This window comes from Desulforegulaceae bacterium, assembly GCA_034006035.1.
Classification (GTDB): domain Bacteria; phylum Desulfobacterota; class Desulfobacteria; order Desulfobacterales; family JACKCP01; genus JACKCP01.
Genome location: JAVETN010000005.1, coordinates 18986 through 43319, shown reverse-complemented (window position 1 = coordinate 43319; position 24334 = coordinate 18986). Strand labels below are relative to the sequence as shown.

The following is a 24334-nucleotide window of genomic DNA, read 5'->3' as shown; positions in this document are numbered from 1 at the left end:
CTGAATTGAGAATTTCATCTTTTTAAATTAAAAAAACCACCCAACTCAGGTTTTAAATACTTTTTTTATAAATCAACTTATTAAAACGGAATAAATTTTATGATTATTTGTCTTGGCTCAAAAAACCCTGTTAAACTTCTGGCAGTTAACAAAGCTTTCCAATCTTTTTTTCCAGAAGAAAATCTTGACTTTAAAAATCTTGAAGTCCCTTCTCTTGTTTCAGATCAGCCCATTGGGCTTAAAGAAACCATAAAAGGAGCTTCCAACAGAGCAATCAATGCTTTCAAATCAATCCCTTGCCTTCTTGGATGCGGAATTGAATCTGGTGTATTTAAAGATCCTTGTGAAAATATTTATTATAATACAACAGTCTGTGCTTTATTTAATGGTCAAAAAACTTTTAAAGGTATAGGCCCCGGATTCAAACTCCCTGAAAAAACATCAGAAATCCTTATTTCTAAAAAAATTGAACTTGATATTGCTGTTCACAGATCAGGATATACAAAAAACAAAAGAATAGGCTATAGTGAAGGCCTTATTGGAATCTTGAGCAAGGGAAAAGTTACCCGGATGGACTACACCATTCCAGCCATTCAAATGGCTCTTATTTCATATATAAACAATATTTAATCAATTACAGATTTTTATTTAAATAAAGCCCAGTATTAATTAAATAAAAACTGAGTTCTTAATTTTAATTAAAAATTTTGCCTTCAGCTTATTTTATTATTAAAGTCTTTTATGAGCTCCGCCGGGAAACCGCCTTTTTATTATTGAAACAACCTCTTCAGCACTTGATTCAATAGGTTTGTTGCTAACATTGATCATGGTAAACCGGTTTTGTCTATAAAGCTTTCTTACGGCCTCAACTTCCCTGAAAACTCCAGAAGAGGAAGAATAGTCTACTCCTGTATTACCCACTCCAACCCTTTGCCTTCTGATTCTTCTATGGGACATAAGCTGTTCAGCATCAATAAAAAGAGCAACAATTCTTTTTTTGTCAGCAAGTAAAAGCTCTTCTATTAAGGGGAGTTCAACAACCACAGGAACATTGGCAACTTTCCAGCCCTGAAAAGCCAGATACATACTTAAAGGTGTTTTACCAGATCTTGACACACCAACAAGAATTATCTCAGCTTTATCAAGATCATGGGGATTAATTCCATCATCATGTGAAACTGCAAATTCAATTGCATTTATTCTATTCATATCAACCTGGTTGAAACGCCTGAATCTTCCTGGTTCATTAATAGGTTTTGTATTCAATTTTTCAGAAAGCATATCAAGCAAGGGCCCCATGGCATCAAAAACAGGAAGGGTAAATCTTGAAGCAAACTCTTCAAGGTGGTCCCTTACTTCATCAGATACAAGGGTATGAACAAGAATAGCTCCGGCATCCACTGCTTCAATAACTGTTTTTTCAACCTGCTCTTTTCTTTTTACATGGATAATCCTTTTGATCTGAAATCTAAAATCAGGAAATTGAACAAGGGCTGATTTTAAAAGCTGTTCTCCGTTTATTCCTTCTCCACACGAAACTATATACACAGGCGGGCCCTGAATCTGGGTCAAACTTTTTTTCATATTAAGTCCTTATCATCATTATGAAAATCATTTAAAAAGGTAATTTAGCATGATTGTGTTTTTGTCTATTTTTTCACAGTTTTTTAATTCAAGGCAAATTTCTACTTCTTTATTAAAAACTGAAAGACCTTTACCAAAAAGAAAAGGAGAAATAGTAAAGATCGCCTCATCTATAAGGCCTTTTTCATAAAACTTAGAATTGGTTGATGCTCCTCCGCAAAGAATTGCCTCTTTAAATCCTTCTTTTTCAAGCTGATTAAGAAGTTCATCTGGTTCGCCTGAAAAAAACCTTAAGTTTTTTTCAGAATTTTCTTTATCAGATTTTCCCATTATTATATTAAGCCTGTCTTTTAATACATAGGGTAAAGTTTTATAGGTGTTTTTGCCCATTATAATTACTTTTGCCCTTTGGGTGATTTCAAAAAACAGTTTTTTATCTGCCTTAGAAGTCCAATTTGTATATTCATGGGAATTTCTTGCAGTAAACCCGTCTGCAGTAAGAGCCATTAAAAGGGTAAGTTTAATCTGCCTTTTAACTGTGTTTTTTTTCATATTTTTTTAATACCTCTGACAGTGGATACTTGTTTAAAAGAGAGCCTGCAATTTCCTTTGCTTCAAACCTGTCATTTATATCATCTTCAATCATACCCTCAAGCATCAGTCTTACAAGGGAAACTTTTGCCTCCTTGTACCTTATTGCCTCATCAAAAGCTTCAATAGTTTCTTCATCAGGTTCAATTTCTTTAATATTGAGCAGATTTGCCTTTTCAAGAACCTTATTTTTTTCTGGATCAGGTAAATTTCTAAATTTTACTGCAAGATAATTGGGAAATTTTAATAAAAGCTCATCCATCCTCTAAACTCCTTTAAAATTGGTACGTATATTGCAACATCTTATCTAAAAAAACCATAGAATTTTTTATAAACTTTTTACTTTCAGAGATCACTATGAAATTTTTTAAATTTATTCAAATTATTATAATTATATTTTTAATTTTGTCATCCTGCGGATGCAATAATAGCACAACAAACAAAGCTTCTGCTGATAAAAATGATGATAATCAAACCGGGGAAATCTTAAAAAATTCAAAAACAATTAACAATTCAGGAGGTGAGGTGTCTCTTGATTTTTCAGGTAAAAAAGCAATGGCAATTATTCCTGAAAACGCCCTTGATTCAAATAAAAAAATTACTATTGAAAAACAATCTTATCTTCCATCTCCCCTTGAAAAAGGAACTCTTCCGGCAGGTGATTGTATTAAGTTTTTGCCTGAAGGCCTTGTATTTAAAAAAAAGATAACCCTTGGAATTCCTTTTAACAACGAATTTTCTGATAGAAATGATAAAATCGGGGTAAAATATTATGATCCCAGCCTTAAAGACTGGACTGAAGTAAAAACAAAAAAAACAGATTCAAAGAAAAACATTGTATATTTTGAAACAAATCACTTTTCTAATTATTTAGCTTATATTGATAAAGAATTTTTATATCCTTTGGAAACTGAACTTGTAAAAGGTGAGTATTTCACAGAGGCTCCCTATTATTATACAAAAGCTGACGGAACAAAAACCTTGAGGCTTAAAGGATGCATTAACAGGAAAAGAGTAGCCTGTGCCCAACCCTGGCACCTAAGTGTGTATTTGCATGAAGGAAAAGATTTGATTACAATAATTGACAGGGATTTTACATTTAATCATTCAACAGGATATCCTGGTAAATTGTCTGAAGACGGCTCTTTTATTATATTTGATGCCATGGAAATCTTTCCTAAAGTAAAAGAATCTGGAGATGCAAGACTTTGGGATTGGCAGTGCGAATTTGTAAAAGAACTAACAAAGCTTGTAAATTACCAAGTTTACTCAGATAATGACCCCCAGTATATTCAAAATCAAGTTAAAGAAAAATTTTATTCGGAAATCATGGCAATAGATGATAAACATGTTAAAATTCAGTGGGAGATAAATATTGTTCCGGAAATAAAACCAGGTAAAACATTATCAATAAGATTTGAAGCAAGGTATGACCCTTAAATGGAAAAGAAAAAAAATTATATAAAATTCATTATTGTTGCTGTTCTTATCTCTGCCCTTTCAATAGGAGCTTTGATTTACAATGAATATTATCAAAAGCAATTCCAGTTCCAGGGGCTTGGAGAGATTTATCAGGCAAGAAAAAGCCAGAGTAAAATGTTTGTAGAAAGAAAGCTTACTGAAAACAACAAAGGCAACCCTTCCAAAGAAGAAATAAAAAACCTTCCTTCTTTTAAAACAAGATTTGCCACTTCATTGGCAGACGGCAGCTATCTTTCCATTTCCCTTGATTTCAGATTTTCCAATTCAGAGGGAATTAAGGAAATAAGAAGAAAATGGGAAAGAATTGCCTATGCTTCATCAATTGCTGTTTCTCCATACTCAGGAATTGAAATAAAAGAAAGCAGGAAAGATGAAATTTTGGTTATCATTGAAAACCAAATAAGAAAACGAATTTTTTCCAATTTAGAATATATTTATATAGATGAATTCATACTCAGGATTTAAACCTTGACACATATTTTCTTAAATGCCAGAAACTTGAAAATCTTTGAATTCTGGATTGATTAAATAATTTTTCCTTGACGCATCCCTTTATTAGACGTAATTCAACTTTTTTATACTAAACAAATCAGAGTAAATAAATGGTAATGAAAAAAAAACTTAGAATCTGCATCATCAGTTATAGAAGCAACCCCCATTCAGGGGGCCAAGGAGTTTATGTAAGAAACATAGCCAGAGAAATGGCTGAAATGGGTCATCAGGTAGATGTTCTTGCAGGACCGCCAGATCCTCTTCTTGAAGGAAAAGCAAAGCTTATTCCCATAAAAACCCTTGATCTTTATGACCCGGAAAATCTTTTCAGACTTCCCACCTCATCTGAACTGAAAAAACCAGTAAACCTGATGGAATGGCTTGGGGTAAGCTTCATGGGATATCCAGAACCTTTTACCTTTGGTTTCAGAGCATATGACTATCTAAAAGATAAGTTCCACAAATACGATATCATCCATGACAACCAGTCCCTTTCCTACGGAATCTGGGCAATAAACAGAAAAGTTCCTGTAGTTGCCACAATTCACCACCCAATGACTGTTGACAGAAAACTTGCTATTTCAAGTGTCAGGTCCCCATGGAAAAAATTCAAGCATTATAGATGGTATTCATTTATAGGGATGCAGAAAAGAGTATCAAGAAGACTACCAAAAATCATTACAGTTTCAGAGTTTTCAAAAAACGATATTTCAAAAGAATATAAAATAGATAAAAATAAGTTCACTGTTGTTCCAAACGGAATCAATCTGGATTTATTTCACCCAATGGAAGAAATAGAAAGAGAGCCAGCTTCTCTTATTTGCACAAATAGTGCAGATACTCCTCTAAAAGGCCTTTACTACCTTCTTCAAGCAATTTACCAGGTTGCTAAAAAAAGAGAAATCAAACTAACAGTAATTGGAAAGCCAAAGGAAAACGGAGGAATAGAAAAGTTAATAAAAAGACTTGATATTTCCCACCTTATAAGGTTCACAGGAAGACTTTCCCACGAAGATTTTGTAAAAGAATATGCAAAGTCAACCATAGCAGTAGTTCCTTCATTGTATGAAGGATTTGGAATCCCTGTTGGAGAAGCAATGGCAACAAAAACTCCTGTAATTACAACCTCAGGCGGAGCTTTGCCCGAAGTTGCAGGAGATGCGGCAATTATTGTTCCACCAAGGGATCCAGAGGCAATTGAAAAAGCAATAATTTATCTTCTCGATAATCCCGAAAAAAGAAAAGAACTTGGAGAAGCAGGATATAAAAGAGTGCACTCCAAATTCACCTGGAAAGAAGCTGCTAAACAAACTATCGCTACCTATGAGGAGGTAATTAATGATCACCGTTGATTTCAAATATCTGCCAATGAAAAAAGGGGCAAAAATTCTTGATATAGGAAGCGGGCCCGGACGTCACACTGCTGCTGTTTATTCACGGGAAAACGTAATGTCTGTTGGAGCTGACTTAAACTTTGATGATCTCCTTCTTGCCAAAGAAAGGCTTGAATACCACGATAAGCTGGGGTTTTCAGGTGGAGGAACCTGGGATCTTGTAACTTCAGATATAACAAACCTTCCTTTTTTGGATGAATCTTTTGATATAGTAATTTGTTCTGAAGTTATGGAGCATATTCCAGAAGATGATAAAGCAGCCTCAGAAATTTTACGGGTGCTTAAAAAAAACGGAACCCTTGCTGTAAGTGTACCAAGAATGTGGCCTGAAAAAATCTGCTGGATGCTTTCAGACGATTATTTCAATGCAAATCAGGGCCATGTAAGAATTTATAAAAAAAGCCAGATTAAAAATATTTTCAAAGACAAAAACTGCAGATTTTTAAATTATCATTTTGCCCACAGCCTTCACTCTCCTTATTGGTGGCTTAAATGTCTTGCAGGCCCTAGAAGGGAAGACAGCAAGACTGTTAATCTTTACAAAAGATTTCTTGAGTGGGATATCATAAGCAAGCCTTTTCTTACAAGATTTCTTGATAAACTCCTTAATCCTGTTTGCGGAAAAAGCATAGTTTTATACTTCCAAAAAAAATAATCGGGGAAAAAATGGACAGAGAAAAAATAAAATCAATAGTCCTTAACTATATTAATTGTTTTAACAACTCGGATTTTGAATCAATGGCTAAAATTCTTGAACCTGAGGTTTTATTTGAAAATCTTACCGAAGAAACTTCAATTGTTAAAACAAAAGGAATCAAAGAATTTATTGAAATCTGCAACTCATCTTCATCAATATTTGAATTAAAGAAAAAAACAATGATAACTATTGCTGTTGAAAAAAACACAGCAACAGCAGAGATCTTTTTCGACGGAATTCTTTCAGCCAATCTTTCAGATGAAATTTTAAAAGGCGATAAAATAAGAATTGAAGGTTATAGTGAGTTTGAAATATCTGAAAACGGACTTATTTCATCAATAAAAGATTTTAGCAGATAATGAAATTTAGTTTTTTTGAAAATATCCCTTCCAAAATAAAAGATGAACTCTTTGAAACAATAATTGAAAATAAAAACATAAAAATTGAAAAAATTATTTCAAAGGGAAATTCTTACCCAAAAGAATTTTGGTATGATCAAAAATTAAACGAATTTGTAGTTGTTCTCAAAGGTGCTGCCCTTATCCAGTTTAAAAAAAATTTTAAAACAATTTATTTAAAAAAAGGCGAGGCAATAAACATAAAAGCCAATGAAAAGCACAGAGTTCTTGCAACCAGCCAAGAAAAAGAAACTGTGTGGCTTGCAGTTCACTACGCTTAATCCACTATTTATATTCAATTGTTTGAAAAAATCATGTAAATTGAGATTTAAACCAAAACAAAATCAAATTTTTTATCCAATCACCATTTATTGCCTTTTTAAAATTTATTAATTGCAGCTAATTTATTAAAAAGTAGAAACTATGAAACAATATATAAAAATGTTTTTTTTAATTACCATTTTTTTTATCCCCCAGATAACTTTAGCAAAAAACAATAAAACAAAGGAAATTAAAATGACAAAAGAATATAAAACAGCAGCATTTGCAGGTGGTTGCTTCTGGTGTATTGAACATGCATTTTACAATTTTCCAGGAGTGTATGAAGCAGTATCGGGCTATATGGGAGGAAACACTGAAAACCCTGAATATGAAGAAGTATCAACCGGAAAAACCGGACACCTTGAAGTTGTGCTGATAAAATACAATCCCAATGAAACTGACTTTAAAAAACTAATGGATTTTTTCTTTATTAATATAGATCCCACAGACGACAAAGGCTCTTTTGCAGACAGAGGCCCCCAATATAAACCCGCAATTTTTTTCAATACAAAAGAAGAAAAAACTCAAGCTGAAGAAAAAATTAAAACCCTTGCTAAATCAGGACTTTATGAAAAACCTATTAAAATTGAGTTAAAAGAATTTTCTAAATTTTATCCTGCTGAAGAAGAACATCAAAATTATCACAAAAAAAATCCTTTTAGATTTAAAATCTATAAAAAAGGATCAGGCAGGGAAGAATATGTAAATTCAATTAAAGAAAAAAAGGCAATTTCTGCAAAGAAAAAATATTATCAAAAAGAAGAGCTCAAAAAAACACTTACCCCGCTTCAGTTTGAACTAACTCAAAATGACGGAACTGAGCCTCCCTTTGACAATGAGTATAATGACAATAAAAACAAAGGGATTTACGTTGACATAGTATCAAAAAAGCCTCTTTTTTCATCCAAAGATAAGTTTGATTCAGGTTCAGGCTGGCCTTCTTTTACAAAGCCCATAAATCCAGGTGCAGTTTATGAAAAAACAGATAAAAAACTTTTTATGGAAAGAACTGAAGTAAGAAGCAGCTCATCAGACTCACATCTTGGCCATGTTTTTAATGATGGTCCAAAACCTTATGGATTAAGATATTGCATAAATTCTGGGTCATTAAAGTTTATTCCATATGAAAAGCTTGATGAATACGGTTTATCCTATTACAAAGAAATTTTAAAAAACTGATTGCCAAGGTAGAAATTAATTGTTTTAAACAAATAAATTTAATTTATAATAAACTAGTTTACGGAAAAAAAAATGAACCCAAACAAAAGAACCTCTGTTTTCCATGAGCTGATAAAAAAGAAATCACCCTTAATCCATAATATTACAAACTATGTGGCAATGAATTCTTCGGCAAATATTCTCCTTGCCTGCGGAGCATCACCTGTGATGGCACATGCAATTGAAGAGGTTGAAGAAATGGCATCCCATGCTGACTCAATTGTTCTTAATTTAGGCACCCTTTCAGAAAAATGGATTAAAGCCATGATTTTGGCTGGAAAAACTGCAAACAAAAACAATATTCCAGTAATTCTTGATCCAGTAGGATCAGGAGCTACAAAATTTAGAACTGAGACCGCCAAAAAAATATTAAATGAAGTTGATATAAGTGTATTAAGAGGAAATATTTCCGAAATTTTCTCCCTTTCAAATGAAAATATAAAAACAAGGGGAGTTGATTCTGCCATAAATGAAATCAGCGATGAAATTATTGAAAGTGCAAAGGAAATTTCAATAAAAAATCAAACTGTGGTGGCCATTTCAGGTAAAAAAGATCTTGTTACAAATGGCAAAGAAATTCTTTTGATTGAAAACGGAGTCCCTTTAATGACTAAAGTCACAGGAATGGGATGCGGTCTTTCTGCAGTTATTGGAGCTTTTTGTTCTGTATCCAAAAAAGACTTAATAAAAGCTGCTGCCTGCGGGTTTGCCTATTATGGACTTTGCGGAGAGCTTGCTTATTCAGTTTCAAAAAACCCTGGTACATTCAGCATGAATTTTATTGATTCACTCCACTCTATTAGAAAAGAACAGATTGACAAAAATTCTAAAATAAAACCAATAAACGGATGATAAAATGAAAAAAGTCTGTGTTTTTTTCCTCTTCTTTTTTTCATGCTCAAATTATTCATTTGCTTTAACTGCTGTTCCAGCTGCTGTACCTGCCCAGACAAGCATTAAACAGGGAAGCCCAATTTTTTTCACTCTTTATTTTCACAACACTTCAGAAGAGGAAATGGAAGCAAAAATAGAAAATAGGATAGAATGTTTTTTATCAACAAATTCAAAATTTATTTCATCAACTGCAGTTTCAGTTGATAATATTGAATCAGAAACCCTGATTTTAAAAAAAGACGATTTTAAAGTTTTAAACTATAGACTTGAACTTCCGCCTTCTCTAAAAGGAGAAGTAAGAATTTCCATGGGTATTTACCCTGAAGTTGAGTTTTCAATAATATCTATAAAGGCCTCTGAATTTGAAAAAACCTCTTATAAAACCTTTGACTCAATGCTTCACCTTTACCAGCCTTACCTTGAAAACTTCACACCTTATAAGCCTATTTATTTTTTAATAGGAGCAGACCCAAAAGAAAGTAAATTTCAGCTAAGCTTTAAATACAGGTTTTTTGGAAATAACAGTAAAACTGCTCAAAAATATCCCTGGACCAAAGGTTTGCATTTTGGTTATACCCAAACTTCATTCTGGGATCTTAAATCCGAATCTATTCCTTTTAAAGATACAAGCTATATGCCGGAATTGTTTTTTATTTCTCCAAATATAATGAATCCTGAATATAAAAAATTTAGATTTTTCATGCAAACAGGTCTTCAGCATGAGTCAAACGGGAGGGATGAAGATGAGTCTAGAAGCACAAACTTTTTATATTTCAAGCCCATGTTTTTATTTTTTGCAGACAAAAAACCCTATGGACTTTTAATTTCCCCTAAAATCTGGTCTTATATAAATAACGAAGACGAAACCAACAAAGATCTTTACAAATACAGGGGATATTTCGACCTTCAAGTAACTCTAGGCAAAGCAGACAGCTTTTTATTGGAATCTTCTTTTTACAGAGGAAGTAAAGGAGGTTCTGTAAGAGTTGATTTTTATTATCCCTTGCATAAATTTTTTAAAAACTTTGATTTATATTTTCAGACACAATATACCAATGCCCTGGCAGAATCACTTATTAACTATAAAAAAAGAAACGAATCCATAAGATTTGGATTTGCCCTTGTGAGATAAAAAAAGAAATTCTAAAGCCTGAAAAAAGCCGGGTTGGTATAAAAACACAAATTTAGTTTTAAAATTAAAAAGCTGTTATTTTATTTGTGGCAGGCTTTTGTATTAATTTTTATTAAATTCTTCACTTATAGATTTGAATCTTTCAACTATTTTTACAGCAAATTTTTCCCTTGAGTCTTTGCTTCCAAGCCTGAATTTTTCTAAATACCCCTTGATTTTATCCAGATCTCCTTTTTCAGCAAGAAAAACAGTGCAAAAATAATAAATACACACTCCTATACTAATGGCTGAATAAGTTGATCTTGCTTTTAAATGGTCTTCGGCAAATCTTTTAACAATTTCAGAAAGCCTTCCAAGATTAATCAATAATTTTTCAAAGTCAGTTATTCCTGCAAACTTAAGTTTTTCTACAAGGGATTCTATAAACCAGTCTTCATGCTCAAGCTCAAGCCCTGTTCTAATGCTTATATCCATATCAATATTTTTGACAAGATCACTTCTTTCAATGAAATTTATAAGAGAAATTTTATCTATATATTTATCAATATATTCAGCACCTTCAATTCTTTCCTTATATTTTCTAAGATCAAACCTTAAGCTGTTGAATTCTTCGTCAGCAAGCTCCAGCAATCCTGAAAGCCTTGAAAAACGTCTTCTCATTTCAAAGGGAATTGAGTGTTTGCTTTTGTATCCAAGGTCGTGTTCAATTTCTGCCCAGGCATGCTGAAGAATTGAACGAATCTGAATTTCTGCTTTTAAATCTTTTAAAAATTTACAATCTGTTCCAGTCATATCAGAGGTTGAAAGACTTAAAACATAATGAAGAGAAAGATAACCAAATCTTTCAGGATCTTTTATTTCTCTTTTATCTATTGAGTTTTCATGATCTATAATAAATTTTCGTTTTACAATTTCAGCTACCCTGTCAACGTCTTCACTAAAATAAGTTGTTACCCTAAGACCAGCAACATCTGTAATTTCAGACAAGTCATTGTAAACTACATCAGGCCTGTTGATTTTTTTTATAAGACTTTTTTTTGATTTTACCCTGCTGTGAATTGAGTTTATATACAATCCTTCTTTAATCAAAATATCTTCAAGAATAAAACGGATTCTTTCACAAAACCTTAAATAATGTTTGATCTTTTTATCATATTTTTTTAAAATCAACTCATTTTCTGCCATTAATTATCACCAAAAGTTTGTTTTTATTTTAAATAAATTCCTAAACTTTAACAAAGGGTCATTGCTCTTATTATTATAAAAACATTTTCTAAACCAGCTTTTTTAAAAACCAATTATCTCAAAGTTTTTATATTTTTCATAAAAATTCACATTAATTCAAGCCTAAATTGTATTATCACAGGATAAAAAATTGTCTAATCTTTATTTGTTAATTTTTTAAGAACAAAAATTAGTTGCTTGACTTAATTTAAGAAAGATTTAAAATAGTTATAAAGAAAGTTAATTTTAAATTATAAGGAGAAAAAAATGATCTCCTCAGTAGGAAGCAATCAGGCGGCATTAAGAGCATATTCATCACTGCTGAATTCAAATGCCAACAATATAGCAAATGTAAACACTGAAAATTACAAAAGGCAGGATACAATTGTAAATCAGGACAATAATCTTCAGCCTTCAGCCCAGGTAAGAAGAGAGAATTCTCCAGGTCCTGTAAAACAAACAATTTCAAATGATGGAATGCAAAAATACCAGGAAATGTCAAACACAGATCTTGCAAAGGAAATGACAGAAATGGTTGCTGCAGAAAACTTTTACACATCAAACCTTAAAACAATTGAAACCCAGTCTCAGATGACAGGAACCATTATTGACATCAAAGGTTAACACCTATCGGGCTTAATAAAAAAAACCAGCCTTGGAACAAAGTTCTGAGGCTGAGTTGTTTTTAAATCACTTAAAACCAAATTAAAACCGACCTGTATTTTTAAAGTTTTAAAAATTATTTTTTTGATTCTGATTAAAATTGGCTGAAATCAAATTTTATTTTAAGCTATTTTCCTGAAGTTCTCTGTTTGATGGACTGATAATCATAATAATAAACAGAGCCCCCGCCTTTGTTTTTTCCGGTGTCCCTGTTTGTTGAATGTTTCCAATCAGGATTATTAAGCTTTTTCAGCCTTTTCTTTTCATAACCTTGGTAGTTTTTTCTATTGGAAGGATAAACCCAGTCAGGTTGTGCAACTTTGGGCAGTTTTCCCCTGTTATAGTCCTTGGCGGACAAAGAAAAGGGAAAAATAAAAATCAGGATAAATATTAAAATAAGCTTTTTCATAATTTATTATCTCGGAGTTTTAAAAAACTTCTTTAATGAAACTTTTCAAATACAAGCTTTGCTGTTTTTTCAGGAATTCCCTTTACAGAGGCAATTTCTTCAAAATCGGCTTCTTTTAAATTTTTAAAAGTCTTGAAATGATCAAGCAAAAGTTTTTTTCGTTTAGGCCCAAGACCCTGGATATTATCAAGGGAAGAGGTCTTCATCTGCTTTTTTCTTTTTTTTCTATGAAAATTTATTACATTGTTATGAGCAGCATCTCTTATAGTCATGAGAAAATGAAGAAGATATCTTTTATTGTGAAACAACAGGGGATTCATTCTTCCGGGAAGATAAACTTTGTCATTATCTTCTCCTTTAGCCTCATTTTTTTCTGCAAGCGCTATCACAGAAAAACTATTGTTAAGTCCAAGCTCTCTTAAAATTTCAATGGCAATATTAAGCTGCCCTTTTCCCCCATCAACAATTAAAAGATCTGGATTTGGTTTTTCTGAATTATCAAATCTTTTAAATAAAGCTTCTTTCATATATGAATAATCATCTGGTTTTCCTGTAAAACTAAGATTGTACCTTCTGTATTCATCATGGCTTGGTTTTCCATTTTCATAAACAACCATGGCACTTACAGGATTTGTCCCTGATATATTTGAGTTATCAAAGCATTCTATTCTTAAGGGAAGATTTTTCATTCCAAGATAATATTTTAAATCTGATAAAAGTTTTGCCTTTAAATTTATTTTTGAATCAAGTTCTTTTTTAGCTGATTGGGCATTTTCTGAAACAATATCAAGAAGGGCTTTTTTTTCACCCCTTTCAGGCTTGATAATTTTCACAGCCTTATTAAAAGTTTCCCTTAAAAAACTTTCTATCATTATTTTTTCAGGAATTTTTAAATTTACAATAATTTCTTTTGGAATATAGCTTAATTTTTCATAATATTGTTTTATAAAAGACTCTAAAATATCTTCAGGATCTGCAGCTGCATCAGAAAATTCAAAATTTTTTTTATCATGAATAAAACCGCTTCTAACCTTAAAAAGACTTATTACCTTGTTAAGCTCTTCCCCTGCAATTGAAACAAAATCCCTGTCAACAAGATCAGTGGCGGCTACAGATTGTTTTTCAATTGTTTCTTTAAGTGCAAAAAGCTTATCTCTTAAAACAGCCGCCTTTTCAAACTCTTGGGCAAGAGCTTTTTTCTTCATTTCATTTTCAATTTTTTTCAAAAGAAAAGGAGCCTTGCCTTTTAAAACAAGAATAGCTTCCCTTATATTTTTCATATATTCTTTTTGATCAACTTCACAAACACAAGGACCATTACAAAGCTTCATCTGATAGTTAAGACATGGTCTTTCCCTTTTATTGAAAACACTGTTCCTGCAGTTTCTAATCTTAAAAACTTTTTGAATAAGCTTTAGAGTATGCCTTACAGAACTTCCAGACGAAAAAGGACCAAAATATTTGGAATTATCCTTTGCAATTTTTCTTGCAATTGAAAATTTGGGAAACTCTTTTGACAAATCAAGCTTGATATAGGGATAGCTTTTATCATCTTTTAAAATAATATTGTACTTGGGTTTATTTTTCTTGATAAGGGAAGATTCCAGGAGAAAAGCTTCTTTTTCATTTGAAGTTAAAATAACCTCAAAATCTTGTACCTTTGAAACAAGAATTGAAGTTTTAAATGAATCTTTTTCTTTACGCCTGAAATAAGTGCTTAATCTATTCCTTAAATTTTTGGCTTTTCCAATATATAAAATATTCCCGTTTTCATCTCTCATTAAATAGACACCGGGTTTTAAGGGAGATTTGGCTGTTTTTTCAGCTAAAAATTCTCTTATTTTAAAAGTCATTTTTATTTACCGGATTTTTTTCTTTAAAGCTTCAATTTTGTCCCTGTATTTGGCTGCTTTTTCAAATTCAAGATTTGATGCGGCTTTATTCATAAGATCTTCAAATTTTCTAATTTCAAGTTCAGGATTAGAGTTCTTTCCAAAAAGCTCTTGTTCTTCAGCAGCCATTTTAATTTCAGTTTCTTCAAAAAACTTAAATTTTTCCTTTTCTCTTTCATCTATAAAAAATCCAGCAAGATCTTTTTTAATGGATCTTGGGATAATTTTATTGTCTTTATTGAATTTTTCCTGAATTTTTCTTCTTCTTGAAGTTTCACTTATTGCTTCTTTCATTGATGGAGTCACCCTATCAGCATAAAGAATAACTCTTCCATCAAGATTTCTTGCAGCACGTCCAAAAGTCTGGATAAGAGATCTTGCAGAACGAAGAAACCCTTCTTTATCTGCATCAAGAATAGCTACAAGAGAAACTTCTGGAATATCAAGACCTTCTCTTAAAAGGTTGATCCCTATTAAAACATCAAACTTATCATTTCTCAAATCACTTATAATTTCAATTCTTTCAATTGTATCTATATCAGAATGAAGATATCTTACCCTGACCCCAAGATCTTCAAGATAATCTGTTAAATCTTCAGACATTCTTTTTGTAAGGGTGGTTACAAGAACTTTACCCCCTGCTGAAACATTTAACTTGATTTCATCGTAAATATCATCAACCTGATTTGAAGCAGGCCTTATTTCAATTTCAGGATCAACAAGTCCTGTGGGCCTTACAATCTGCTCAATTATGTTTTCTTTACCTGAATTTGTTATTTCATATTCAGCAGGAGTTGCAGAAACATAAATGGCCTGACTTATCTTTTTTGTAAATTCATCAAACTTCAAAGGTCTGTTGTCAAGGGCCGAAGGAAGCCTGAAACCAAATTCCACCAAAGTTGTTTTCCTTGCAAAATCTCCATTATACATTCCTCTTATCTGGGGAACTCCAATATGGGATTCATCAAGAACCACAAAAAAATCATCTTGAAAATAATCTATCATTGTGGGAGGCGGTTCACCTGGTTTTCTTCCTGTAAGATGCCTTGAATAGTTTTCAATCCCATTGCAAAAACCAAGTTCCTGCATCATTTCAAGATCATATCTTGTTCTTTCATCTATTCTTTGTTCTTCAATAAGTTTATTTTCCCTGCGAAACCACTTTGTTCTTTCCCTGAGTTCTTTTTTTATATTGGTTATTGCTTTGTTTCTTTTATTTTGCTGGGTTACATAATGGCTTCCTGGAAATATACTTACCCTTGGAATTTTTCTTATACTGGTTCCTTTTAAAGGGTCAATTTCATAAATTGATTCAACATCATCACCAAAAAGCTCAATTCTTACAGCTTTTTCTTCTTCATAAGCCGGAAAAATATCAACTCTATCCCCCCTTATTCTAAAAGTTCCCCTGTGAAAATCAGTATCATTTCTTTTATACTGGATTGAAATAAGTTTTTTAGCTAAAATATCCCTTGAAATTTCCATATCTTCAAAAATATCAACTTTTAAACCTAAATACTCGTCAGGATCTCCAAGACCGTAAATACAGGAAACACTTGCTATGATAATAACATCTCTTCTTGTAAGAAGTGACATTGTTGCAGAATGCCTCATCTTATCAATTCTTTCATTCATTGAAGAGTCTTTTTGAATATAGGTATCTGATGAAGGAAGATAAGCTTCAGGCTGAAAATAATCATAATAACTTACAAAATACTCAACAGCATTTTCAGGAAAAAAAGACTTAAATTCATTGTAAAGCTGGGCTGCAAGGGTTTTATTGGGTGCAATTACAAGGGCAGGCCTTTCAACTTCTGCAATTAGATTTGCTATGGTAAAAGTTTTACCTGAACCTGTAACCCCTAGTAAAACCTGATGAGGTTCCCCATTTTTAAGTCCTTTAGCCAAAGCACTTATAGCCTGAGGCTGATCACCTGCAGGCTTAAATTCTGATTTTAATTTAAAAAGGCCCATTTTTTATGCAAATTTCCAGATAGTTTTTCCTGGTTTATCCTCAAGAACAACTCCTTTTTCTAAAAGCTCATCCCTAATTTCATCAGCTCTTTGAAAATCTTTATTTGTTCTTGCAGTTTTTCTTTCTTCAATTAAGTTTTCAATTTCTTCAGGAGTAATTTCAAGATCTGATTTTGAAGGTTTATTTTTAAAATAGTCTTCAGGTGTTAAAAATAAAATCCCAAGGCAATTACCCATTTTCACAATTTCATTTGCAATTAAATTGGCTTTTTTTGTGTTTTCACCTGAATCAATTAACCTATTTGCCTCTCTTACCCCTTCAAAAATTACTCCTATGGCCTTGGCAGTATTAAAATCATCATTCATTGCCTCTATAAATTCATTCCAAAAGCTTGATTTTTCTTGATTACCGAAGTCTGATTTAAAATTTTCAATTCTTTCAAAAAAAGAATAAATTCTATCAAGAGATGCCTCTGCTTCTTTTAAGGAATCATCTGTAAAATCTATTGGAGATCTATAATGTTTGGATAAAAGAAAAAATCTTACAACTTCAGGATGCCATGATTTAAGAGTATCTTTAATTGTAAGAAAATTATTCAATGATTTTGACATTTTTTCATGATCAATTCGTACAAACCCATTGTGCATCCAATATTTGACAAAATTTTTCCCATGAACTGCTTCAGACTGGGCAATTTCATTTTCATGGTGGGGAAAAATAAGGTCTTTTCCTCCTCCATGGATATCAAAACTTTCTCCAAGGTATTTAGAACTCATGGCAGAACATTCAATATGCCAGCCAGGCCTTCCTTTTCCAAAGGGAGTTTCCCAATAAGGCTCTCCTTGTTTTGCACTTTTCCACAAAGCAAAATCAAAGGGAGATTCTTTTCTTTTATCAATTTCAATTCTTGCTCCGGCTTTCATGTCTTCAAGGGATCTTCCTGAAAGTTTTCCATAATCTTCAAACTTTTCAACTCTAAAATAAACATCCCCCTCAACTTCGTAGGCATAGCCTTTTTCAATCAAATCCTGAACAAGAGCTACAATTTCATTTATATGTTCAGTTGCCTTTGGCTCAAAATCAGGCTTAAGAGCATTAAGAGCTGTCATATCTTTGGTAAATTCATCAATGAATTTAAGAGAAACCTCTTCTGAAGTCATCTTTGTTTCATTGGCTCTTTTAATGATTTTATCATCAACATCAGTAAAATTTCTCACATAGGTAACTTTATATCCAAGAAATCTAAAATATCTGACAACGGTATCAAATACCACAACTGATCTTGCATGCCCTATATGGCTGTAATCATAAACTGTAGGTCCGCACACATAAATATTGACTTTGTTTTCCTTTACAGGAACAAAATCTTCTTTTTGTCCTGAAAGCGTGTTGTAAATTTTTAGGCTCATTTATTATCCTTGCATAAATTTCAAGTTAATAGTCAAAGATGAAATATTAAGTATTTTTATCTTATTTTCAAGGTGTAATAACCAGGCAGGAAAATCATTTTTTTATCAAAAGCACAGTGCAAAGGGAGGCAATCCCCTCTTTTCTTCCTGTAAATCCAAGTTTTTCAGTGGTGGTGGCAGAAACATTTATTCTTGAAGAATCAAGATTTAAAAATTTTGCAATATTTAATTTTATCTGATTCTTAAATGGTGAAAGTTTAGGTTTTTCAGCAATTATAATAAGATCAGCATTGGAAATTAAAAATCCTGACTCTTTTACCAATTTGTATGATTTTTTTAAAAGAATAGAACTGTCTATGTTTTTAAACTGCTGATCATTATCTGGAAAATGATCTCCTATATCTCCAAGTCCTGCTGCTCCTAAAATTGCGTCTGTAAGGGCATGTAAAAGAACATCTGCATCAGAATGGCCTTTAAGTCCAAGCTTATAAGGTATTTCAACCCCGCCTATTATAAGTTTTCTGTTTTCTTCAAACCTGTGAACATCAAACCCTATTCCAGTTCTTAGATCAATCATAAAAACCTCATCAAATAAAACCCTGCTGCTGCAGAACCTATTCCAAATAAAAGATGAATAAAAATATATAAAAACAGGATAATAAAATTATTATCCTTGAAAAGAAAAAGTGCTTCAATTGAAAATGTTGAGTATGTTGTAAAAGCACCTAGAAAGCCAATAAGAAGAAGATATTTTAAGTTTTCAGGAATCATTGAATGGTAATTAATATAACCATTGGTAATTCCCATTAAAAAACTTCCAATTATATTTACCAAAAGTGTTCCAAGGGGAATAAAAGGACGTGGAAATAACTCTAAAATTAATACTGAAACAAGATATCTCAGGATCGAACCAAAAAAACCGCCTGCTCCTATAAACAATAATTTAACCATAAGATCTCCGGAGTAATTTCCGAAAACTTATATTATTAAGGAAGCCAGGTTGTAAAGAGCAATCTATTATTGCTAATTTATGCTGTGGGAAACAACCTCAATATTAAAAGCTTTCTTGATAAGGTTTAAAAGAAGATTCAGACTATAGGTATCCATTGCATTGGTATCCCACCCAAGGGCAATAAGAGTTTCATTGATTGATTCCAGAGTAAAAAAACCTCCGTCTTTAACAATATGGTAGGTGTCCTTTACCAGTCTTTCCACCTGATTTGAAGTAAACCCCTTGTCAACCAGTCTGAAAAAAAGAGTAGCACATAAATCAGCAGAATTCATAGAAACAGTTTCACGCATATCTTTTCTCCTTAAATTGAAAATTATAATACTTATTAGTAAAATTAATAATCAATTGTCCATAGGTAAAATACTTTATTTCACTGGGAACTGTTCCCGACTTAATAATTATCAGATATGCTTTTTCAATTTATCTAAATTTAATTGATAGTTAAGACTTAAATTGCCTGGGTTTAAACTTAGACTTTTAATTAAAAGAACAGTAAAAAATCCCAAAAACTTAAATATTTACAAACTGACAGGTTAAATTTTTACCTAAATTCAAGGTTTCACACCTTTTACTAGAGGTATAAATTCCAATTCAGGTTGAAATAATTCCTTCTTGTGCTAAGTAGATTTTAGGTTAAGTAAAATCTGGTTAAGCATAAATTACTGAAACCAGAAAAAACAAATTCAACCCAAGCGGAGTCAGTTATTTGAAAGAAAAGAAAAAAATACTCATAATTGATGATCATCCTTTGTTTAGGGAAGGACTTAAGTCCATAGTGGAATCCCATAAAGGAATCGAAGTTGCCGGAGAAGCCGGGAATGCAAAAAACGGAATGAAAATGATTAAAAAAATCAAACCGGATCTTGCAATTATTGATATTTCTCTGCCCGATAAAAACGGAATTAATCTTACAAAGGAAATTCTTGAATCTTACCCTGAAATGAAAATTTTAATTGTAAGCATGCATATTAAAATTGACTATATTTCTGAAGCATTTCAAGCCGGGGCAAAAGGCTATATTGCAAAAGACTCAGCTTCTGACCGGCTGATTCAGGGAATAGAAACAGTACTTTCAGATGATTATTTTCTAGACTCTTCAGTATCCCATCAGGTTGTAGAAAATCTTATGCACTTTCCTGTAAAGCAGGCAAAAATAACTGATGATGACTATGGAAAACTTACTCCAAGAGAACAGGAAGTGATGAGACTTCTTGCTGAAGGAACAACTCCAAAAGAAATTGCAGATCAACTGTGTATCAGCCCTAAAACAGTTGAAAATCACAGGGCAAACATAATGAAAAAACTAGGTCTTCGCTCAACCATGGAGCTTGTTAAATACGCTGCAAGACTTGGACTTATTGATCTTGATTTATGGAAAGAATAGCAAAGTTTTTTAAATAAAATCATTTGTTTATTTTCTTTCAATTCAAAATTTATAAAATTTTGTTTATACAAAAATCAAGTTTTTTTTCATCACCTGAAATTATCCCCCAAATTTTGATAATCTACCTCTTAATCTAAAAAAATTATCGCTGGATATCTCCAGTATTTTTCAACTTATACTTTTTGATTGTTTGACTTGAAAAGTGAATCAATGGTAATTTTAAGTAACCTTTCATCCACTCAAATCAACAGGAGATAGAATATGAATCAGGATCCAGCTTCTCAAATTCCAGCAAACAATTTTAACTTTGGTTTTTATATTAAAGACGGGTTTACAATGGTAAAAGAAAATCCTGTCCCTTTTCTTATAGGCAACTTAATTCTTATGTTAATTAATATGCTGACCATGGGTGTTTTAGTAGGACATTGGTACGCTGGTATCTATGCTATGGTAAATAAATTAAAAAAAGGCGAAACTATTGAGATTGGAGATGCATTTGCAGGGTTCAATGACTTTATTCCAAATCTTGCAGCAGGAATTGTTTTTTCCCTTTGTGTTGGAATAGCAAGCTTGTTTTGTATAATTCCGGCCTTTATAGTTGGAGGTATTCTTTTTTATTTAATCCCTCTTGTTGCCCTGAGAAAAGAAACAATAAGCAATGCTATTAAAATAAGTAAAAATGAAGCAATGAAAGAATTGGTAAATCATATTCTTTTTTTCCTCATTGTTTCAGTTATAAGTTTTGCAGGAACAATTCTTTGCGGTGTTGGAGTTTTTCTTACCTTTCCAATAGGAGTAGCTGCTATGGCCTCTGTTTATGAAGACAGACTTGGAAAATAAAAAAGGGTTTCTTTTGCCCTGGTTAATTTTCCTTTCAATAATTTTTTTTATTTCTTTTATTTATCCACTGGGAAATAAAACTATAGGCACAAGCTTTATTTTAAAATGCCAATTCAAGGAAATTACAGGGTTTCCATGTCCTTTATGCGGAATGACACGGGCTTTTGTAAGTGCGGCAAATCTTAACTTCAAAAATGCCGCTCTTATAAATTCCGGAGGACTTTTTCTTTTTATCTATCTTTTTGTTTATCTTGTTTTTGGATGGATTTACCTATTATTGAATAAAAAAAACAAATTTATTAAAAAACTCCTTGAGTACAATTCTTTTAAATTAATCTTAATTATAATTTCAATCAGCTGGATTATTAATCTTTCAAAAGTTATTTTTTTTAATTTTTCTTATTAAAATTTAGTAAATATTCAGAATTAAAAACAATGAATTAAAATAAAAAAATCTATAATCAGCCAAATCAACCCTGGCTGACTCTCTTGTCCATTAAAAACACTGATAAACAAAATGATTATAAACAAAATCTTGGAAAACTTTTAAACAGACAATCAGTTGAACTTGCATCTTCAGAGATAAAACCCACTCAATCCCCTTTAAAATATCAAAAGCTAAAATCCAACCATAAAAACATTCTTTGTCATAGACATTAAAACTTCACCTTGCTTTTTAAACAAAATAAGATTAAATTAACAAAATGATAATTCAGAAAAAAATTTACTTCTAAAGGAGAAGACAATGTTAAAAAAAACAATTGGAAAAGTTGCTTTTTGTATGATCGTAGCCTTCCAGCTCATGGGTTGTGCCTCCATGCAAAAGCAAAGCCAGTCAGATGTGTTAAATCAGAATGATTTAATCAGTCAGCTCAATAAAATAATCAACACAGCCAAAGAAAATGAGGTAAATAACTACGCTCCTAAAGGTTTTTTAAAAGCCGATGCTTTACTCAAACAATCCATCGAGTTAGCTCAAACTGGAAAAAATGAAAAAGCATTTAGCACCTCAAAACAAGGGCTTACAATTATTAATCAGGCTCAAAAAGATGCAAAAAATGTTAAAAAAGAACTTTGGGAACTCAGAGAATACCGCACAAGAGCTGTTAAAGCAGGAGCACCTGAATTGTATAAAGAAGACTTTGAAAGTTCAGAAAAAATGTTCCGGGAAATAGCTTCATACATTGAAATTGGAGAAGTTGAAAAAGCCAAACAAAATCAGCCAAAACTTATTGAGAAATACTCTAACCCTTGAAAGAAACTCCCTGGAAAAAGGAATAATAGAATTAGCAAAAGTGTCCTTTAAAGAGGCCAAACAAGCAGAAGCAGATAAATACGCTCCCAAATCTTATAAGAATGCTCAAAAAGAACTGGGGATTGCATTGTCAATTGTTGAGGCAGATTCAACAAGAACAGAACAAGCCAACCGCCATGCTGAAACTGCAGCAGTACAAGCTGGAAATGCAGAACAAATTTCAACTATTGTTAAAACATTTAAAAGACGTGATTTCTCAAATGAAGACATAGTTTTATGGTATTGGAAACAGCTGGAAATAATTAATGGCCCCTTTGGTGACACTCTCAATTTTCAGCAATCAAATAACCTTTTGGTTAATAATATAAAGGATAAAATAATCAACCTTCAGCTTATTAAAAATAAACAGGAGGAATATATTTTAACCTTGAAAACTAGCAATAAAAACGAAGTTGAAAACTTAAATAATCAGCTAAGTGAAATTCAAAAGAAATATAAAATAGAAACCTCTGAACAACAAAAAAGTCAGGCAAAAAAAGATAGACTTGAAAAGGAACTAAAACAAAGATTTGCCTTTGTCCAGTCTCTATTCGATAAAAATGAAGCCCAGGTGTTCCGTAAAGGAGATAATATTTTAATTTCTGCCCATGGTTTTTATTTTCCTACAGGGAAATCAGAAATTGAATCTTCTAACTTTGGTTTATTAAATAAAATCTTAAGTTCAATTAAACAATTCCCAAATGCCCAATTCCAAATCGACGGACATACAGATGCCGTAGGTTCTGCTGACCTGAACTTAAGGCTTTCAGATGAACGTGCAAAAAAAGTTGCAAAGTTTATTACCAACGTTGGACAGATTGAAGCAGATAGAATCACAATCAAAGGTTATGGGGATACAAAACCTGTAGCAAGTAATAAAAGCAAAGAAGGAAGAATTAAAAACAGGCGAATAGAAGTAAATATTATCAATGATTAAGATCCTCCTCCACCTGAAGGAAGGAATTTTAACAAACCAGACTTAATAAAACAAAGCTGATATCCATCAGTAAAAAACAAAACTTTATTTAAGCTTAATTGCTCCCGGACTTTTAAGCCGGGAGCAATTAAAAGGGCAATAATATATTTGCCAGTTAAATTATCAATCAAACTCAGATTTACTGCCCTGAAAACTACCCCGTTTTTCAAGTTCTTTATTTATCATTGTAAGAGTTTCATCTTTTCTTAATGACCAAAAAGGAGCAACAAGTTCATCTATATGAGGATCTCCTGTTACCCTGTGGATTGTTATATTTTTGGATATATGTTCAATAAAATCAGCTGCAACTTCAACATATTTCTTTTGGGTAAGGCATCTTAAAGTTTTATTTTCAAACTCCGTTTCCATGGAAGTACCTTTTACCACATATAATAGGTGAAGTTTTACCCCGTCCACTTTCATTTCAGAAATTTTTTTTGCTGTTTCAATCATATCTTCACGGGTTTCACCTGGAAGCCCTAAAATAACATGGGCACAAATATAAATTCCCCTGTTTTTTGTTAATTCCACTGCTTTTTCAAATGAGTTGAAATCATGGCCTCTGTTTATCCTTTTAAGGGTTTGATCATGAATGGATTGAAGCCCGTATTCCATCCAAATTAAATAACCTTTTTGTGCATATTCTTCAAAAATCCTGATTTTTTCTTTATCAATGCAATCAGGTCTTGTACCTATGCTAAGACCGCAGACTCCTTCCACGGAAAGTGCTTCATCATAAATTTTTTTAAGTTCTTCTTTTGTGCCGTAAGTATTTGTGAATGCTTGAAAATAAGCCAGAAATTTTTTTGCCTTATATCTTTTTCCAAGGCGTTTTTTTCCTGATTCAAGTTGGGATTTTATAGAAATTCCCCTTGCAAATGCCCCTGTTCCCGAACCTTTAGGATTGCAAAAAGTACATCCTCCATAGGAAATACTTCCATCCCTGTTTGGACAGGTAAATCCAGCATCTACACTTACTTTTTGTACTCTTTCATTGAAATATTCTCTTAAAAAGCTATTAAGATCTTTATATCTTTTAATCTTTGTATCCAA

At 32.1% G+C, this 24334-nt stretch carries 28 protein-coding genes; 16 read left to right on the top strand and 12 right to left on the bottom strand.

Annotated elements, in window-relative coordinates:
- Positions 1-99 precede the first annotated feature (99 nt).
- On the top strand, positions 100-630 hold the full coding sequence (locus RBR53_05450; protein ID MDY0132097.1) for an inosine/xanthosine triphosphatase: 531 nt from the start codon (positions 100-102) through the stop codon (positions 628-630).
- A 99-nt stretch (positions 631-729) separates the two neighbouring features.
- Here the strand turns inward: RBR53_05450 and RBR53_05445 are convergent, their stop codons facing one another.
- Genes RBR53_05445 through RBR53_05435 form a run of 3 tightly spaced genes read right to left on the bottom strand, consistent with a single transcriptional unit; the run spans position 730 to position 2437 of the window.
- Positions 730-1584, bottom strand: a complete 855-nt coding sequence (locus tag RBR53_05445; GenBank protein ID MDY0132096.1) for a pyruvate, water dikinase regulatory protein — start codon at positions 1582-1584, stop codon at positions 730-732.
- Between the two features lie 27 nt (positions 1585-1611).
- Positions 1612-2136, bottom strand: coding sequence for a dihydrofolate reductase family protein (locus RBR53_05440; GenBank protein MDY0132095.1), 525 nt, complete (start codon positions 2134-2136; stop codon positions 1612-1614).
- A complete protein-coding gene (locus tag RBR53_05435) occupies positions 2117-2437 on the bottom strand; it encodes a hypothetical protein (protein MDY0132094.1) in 321 nt (106 codons plus the stop codon). Before RBR53_05435 ends, RBR53_05440 begins: the two co-directional genes overlap by 20 nt.
- A gap of 95 nt (positions 2438-2532) precedes the next feature.
- On the opposite strand from RBR53_05435, the gene RBR53_05430 reads away from it, so the two are divergent.
- From RBR53_05430 to RBR53_05390, 9 genes are all read left to right on the top strand, one after another.
- Complete coding sequence (locus tag RBR53_05430) at positions 2533-3615, top strand: hypothetical protein (protein ID MDY0132093.1); 1083 nt, start codon at positions 2533-2535, stop codon at positions 3613-3615.
- A complete protein-coding gene (locus tag RBR53_05425) occupies positions 3616-4122 on the top strand; it encodes a hypothetical protein (protein ID MDY0132092.1) in 507 nt (168 codons plus the stop codon).
- A 137-nt stretch (positions 4123-4259) separates the two neighbouring features.
- Positions 4260-5501 carry a glycosyltransferase family 4 protein gene (locus tag RBR53_05420; GenBank protein MDY0132091.1) on the top strand — a complete coding sequence of 414 codons (1242 nt, stop codon included), beginning with the start codon at positions 4260-4262 and terminating at the stop codon, positions 5499-5501.
- Entirely contained in the window at positions 5488-6198 is a 711-nt protein-coding gene (locus RBR53_05415; protein MDY0132090.1) for a class I SAM-dependent methyltransferase, read from the top strand. Before RBR53_05420 ends, RBR53_05415 begins: the two co-directional genes overlap by 14 nt.
- 11 nt (positions 6199-6209) lie before the next feature.
- Positions 6210-6599: a nuclear transport factor 2 family protein gene (locus RBR53_05410; GenBank protein ID MDY0132089.1), complete on the top strand. Its 390-nt coding sequence runs from the start codon at positions 6210-6212 to the stop codon at positions 6597-6599.
- The gene (locus RBR53_05405; GenBank protein MDY0132088.1) at positions 6599-6919 is read left to right on the top strand and encodes a phosphoribosylaminoimidazole carboxylase; all 321 of its coding nucleotides are present in this window, start codon (positions 6599-6601) and stop codon (positions 6917-6919) included. Before RBR53_05410 ends, RBR53_05405 begins: the two co-directional genes overlap by 1 nt.
- A gap of 235 nt (positions 6920-7154) precedes the next feature.
- The gene (gene msrB, locus RBR53_05400) at positions 7155-8138 is read left to right on the top strand and encodes a peptide-methionine (R)-S-oxide reductase MsrB (protein MDY0132087.1); all 984 of its coding nucleotides are present in this window, start codon (positions 7155-7157) and stop codon (positions 8136-8138) included.
- A gap of 72 nt (positions 8139-8210) precedes the next feature.
- Positions 8211-9029, top strand: a complete 819-nt coding sequence (gene thiM / locus RBR53_05395; protein MDY0132086.1) for a hydroxyethylthiazole kinase — start codon at positions 8211-8213, stop codon at positions 9027-9029.
- A gap of 4 nt (positions 9030-9033) precedes the next feature.
- Positions 9034-10203 carry a phospholipase A gene (locus RBR53_05390; protein ID MDY0132085.1) on the top strand — a complete coding sequence of 390 codons (1170 nt, stop codon included), beginning with the start codon at positions 9034-9036 and terminating at the stop codon, positions 10201-10203.
- 102 nt (positions 10204-10305) lie between these two features.
- On the opposite strand, the gene RBR53_05385 is transcribed toward RBR53_05390, so the two are convergent.
- On the bottom strand, positions 10306-11388 hold the full coding sequence (locus tag RBR53_05385) for a hypothetical protein (protein ID MDY0132084.1): 1083 nt from the start codon (positions 11386-11388) through the stop codon (positions 10306-10308).
- Positions 11389-11694: 306 nt separating this feature from the next.
- Between RBR53_05385 and RBR53_05380 the strand changes: the two genes are divergently transcribed.
- Positions 11695-12051: a flagellar basal body rod C-terminal domain-containing protein gene (locus tag RBR53_05380; GenBank protein MDY0132083.1), complete on the top strand. Its 357-nt coding sequence runs from the start codon at positions 11695-11697 to the stop codon at positions 12049-12051.
- Positions 12052-12217: 166 nt separating this feature from the next.
- On the opposite strand, the gene RBR53_05375 is transcribed toward RBR53_05380, so the two are convergent.
- The 7 genes from RBR53_05375 to RBR53_05345 all read right to left on the bottom strand — a co-directional run bounded on the left by RBR53_05375 (position 12218) and on the right by RBR53_05345 (position 19077).
- Entirely contained in the window at positions 12218-12499 is a 282-nt protein-coding gene (locus RBR53_05375) for a hypothetical protein (protein ID MDY0132082.1), read from the bottom strand.
- 32 nt (positions 12500-12531) lie between these two features.
- A complete protein-coding gene (gene uvrC, locus RBR53_05370; GenBank protein MDY0132081.1) occupies positions 12532-14352 on the bottom strand; it encodes an excinuclease ABC subunit UvrC in 1821 nt (606 codons plus the stop codon).
- A gap of 6 nt (positions 14353-14358) precedes the next feature.
- On the bottom strand, positions 14359-16365 hold the full coding sequence (uvrB, locus tag RBR53_05365) for an excinuclease ABC subunit UvrB (protein MDY0132080.1): 2007 nt from the start codon (positions 16363-16365) through the stop codon (positions 14359-14361).
- A gap of 3 nt (positions 16366-16368) precedes the next feature.
- Positions 16369-17775: a cysteine--tRNA ligase gene (gene cysS / locus RBR53_05360; GenBank protein ID MDY0132079.1), complete on the bottom strand. Its 1407-nt coding sequence runs from the start codon at positions 17773-17775 to the stop codon at positions 16369-16371.
- 94 nt (positions 17776-17869) lie between these two features.
- Positions 17870-18352: a 2-C-methyl-D-erythritol 2,4-cyclodiphosphate synthase gene (ispF, locus tag RBR53_05355; protein MDY0132078.1), complete on the bottom strand. Its 483-nt coding sequence runs from the start codon at positions 18350-18352 to the stop codon at positions 17870-17872.
- The gene (gene crcB / locus RBR53_05350; protein MDY0132077.1) at positions 18349-18726 is read right to left on the bottom strand and encodes a fluoride efflux transporter CrcB; all 378 of its coding nucleotides are present in this window, start codon (positions 18724-18726) and stop codon (positions 18349-18351) included. The genes ispF and crcB overlap by 4 nt, the downstream gene beginning before the upstream one ends.
- A gap of 72 nt (positions 18727-18798) precedes the next feature.
- The gene (locus RBR53_05345) at positions 18799-19077 is read right to left on the bottom strand and encodes a hypothetical protein (protein MDY0132076.1); all 279 of its coding nucleotides are present in this window, start codon (positions 19075-19077) and stop codon (positions 18799-18801) included.
- Between the two features lie 416 nt (positions 19078-19493).
- Between RBR53_05345 and RBR53_05340 the strand changes: the two genes are divergently transcribed.
- From RBR53_05340 to RBR53_05320, 5 genes are all read left to right on the top strand, one after another.
- Positions 19494-20171, top strand: coding sequence for a response regulator transcription factor (locus RBR53_05340; GenBank protein MDY0132075.1), 678 nt, complete (start codon positions 19494-19496; stop codon positions 20169-20171).
- Between the two features lie 261 nt (positions 20172-20432).
- A complete protein-coding gene (locus tag RBR53_05335) occupies positions 20433-21011 on the top strand; it encodes a hypothetical protein (protein MDY0132074.1) in 579 nt (192 codons plus the stop codon).
- A complete protein-coding gene (locus tag RBR53_05330; protein MDY0132073.1) occupies positions 20989-21417 on the top strand; it encodes a DUF2752 domain-containing protein in 429 nt (142 codons plus the stop codon). The genes RBR53_05335 and RBR53_05330 overlap by 23 nt, the downstream gene beginning before the upstream one ends.
- 339 nt (positions 21418-21756) lie before the next feature.
- Positions 21757-22266: a hypothetical protein gene (locus RBR53_05325; protein ID MDY0132072.1), complete on the top strand. Its 510-nt coding sequence runs from the start codon at positions 21757-21759 to the stop codon at positions 22264-22266.
- Positions 22244-23242, top strand: coding sequence for an OmpA family protein (locus tag RBR53_05320; protein MDY0132071.1), 999 nt, complete (start codon positions 22244-22246; stop codon positions 23240-23242). The genes RBR53_05325 and RBR53_05320 overlap by 23 nt, the downstream gene beginning before the upstream one ends.
- Before the next feature lie 162 nt (positions 23243-23404).
- Here RBR53_05320 and RBR53_05315 read toward each other — a convergent pair whose 3' ends face one another.
- Positions 23405-24334 (bottom strand): TIGR01212 family radical SAM protein, encoded by a 930-nt coding sequence (locus RBR53_05315; protein MDY0132070.1) that lies wholly within the window; start codon positions 24332-24334, stop codon positions 23405-23407.